Origin of the sequence: Microbacterium sp. ER1 (genome assembly GCF_023383675.1) — a bacterium.
In the GTDB taxonomy this organism is placed as follows: domain Bacteria; phylum Actinomycetota; class Actinomycetes; order Actinomycetales; family Microbacteriaceae; genus Microbacterium.
In genome coordinates, this window is the sequence record NZ_QCXO01000037.1 from 1 (window position 1) to 294 (window position 294).

Genomic DNA, 294 nt, shown 5'->3' on the forward strand with positions numbered 1-294 from the left:
TGGGAAACCCGGGCGACTTCAGCGAGCGAGAATGACACCTCACCAGCCTAGTCGCCGAGTCACCACCCCAGCGTGCCCGGCGCACCCTTGAACGGGCCGACGATGCGGTCGGTGATCCACCCGCCGTAGAAGTCGCCCGGCTGGGCGCGCACAACCTCGCCGTCCACCGTGCACTCCTCCAATCGGCCGGGGTACACGGCCACCCGCCCGGCCAGCGACTCGAAGCCGGCGAGGGGATGGGGGTAGTACCACGCCACGGCATCGGCCAGGCGGTCACCCACGACGATGCTGAGA

1 protein-coding gene is annotated in these 294 nt (G+C 69.7%); it reads right to left on the bottom strand.

Annotated elements, in window-relative coordinates; translation table 11 throughout:
* Nucleotides 1-59: 59 nt before the first annotated feature.
* On the bottom strand, nucleotides 60-294 hold a 235-nt coding region (locus BV453_RS01655), incomplete at its 5' end, for a DUF427 domain-containing protein (protein WP_249520710.1).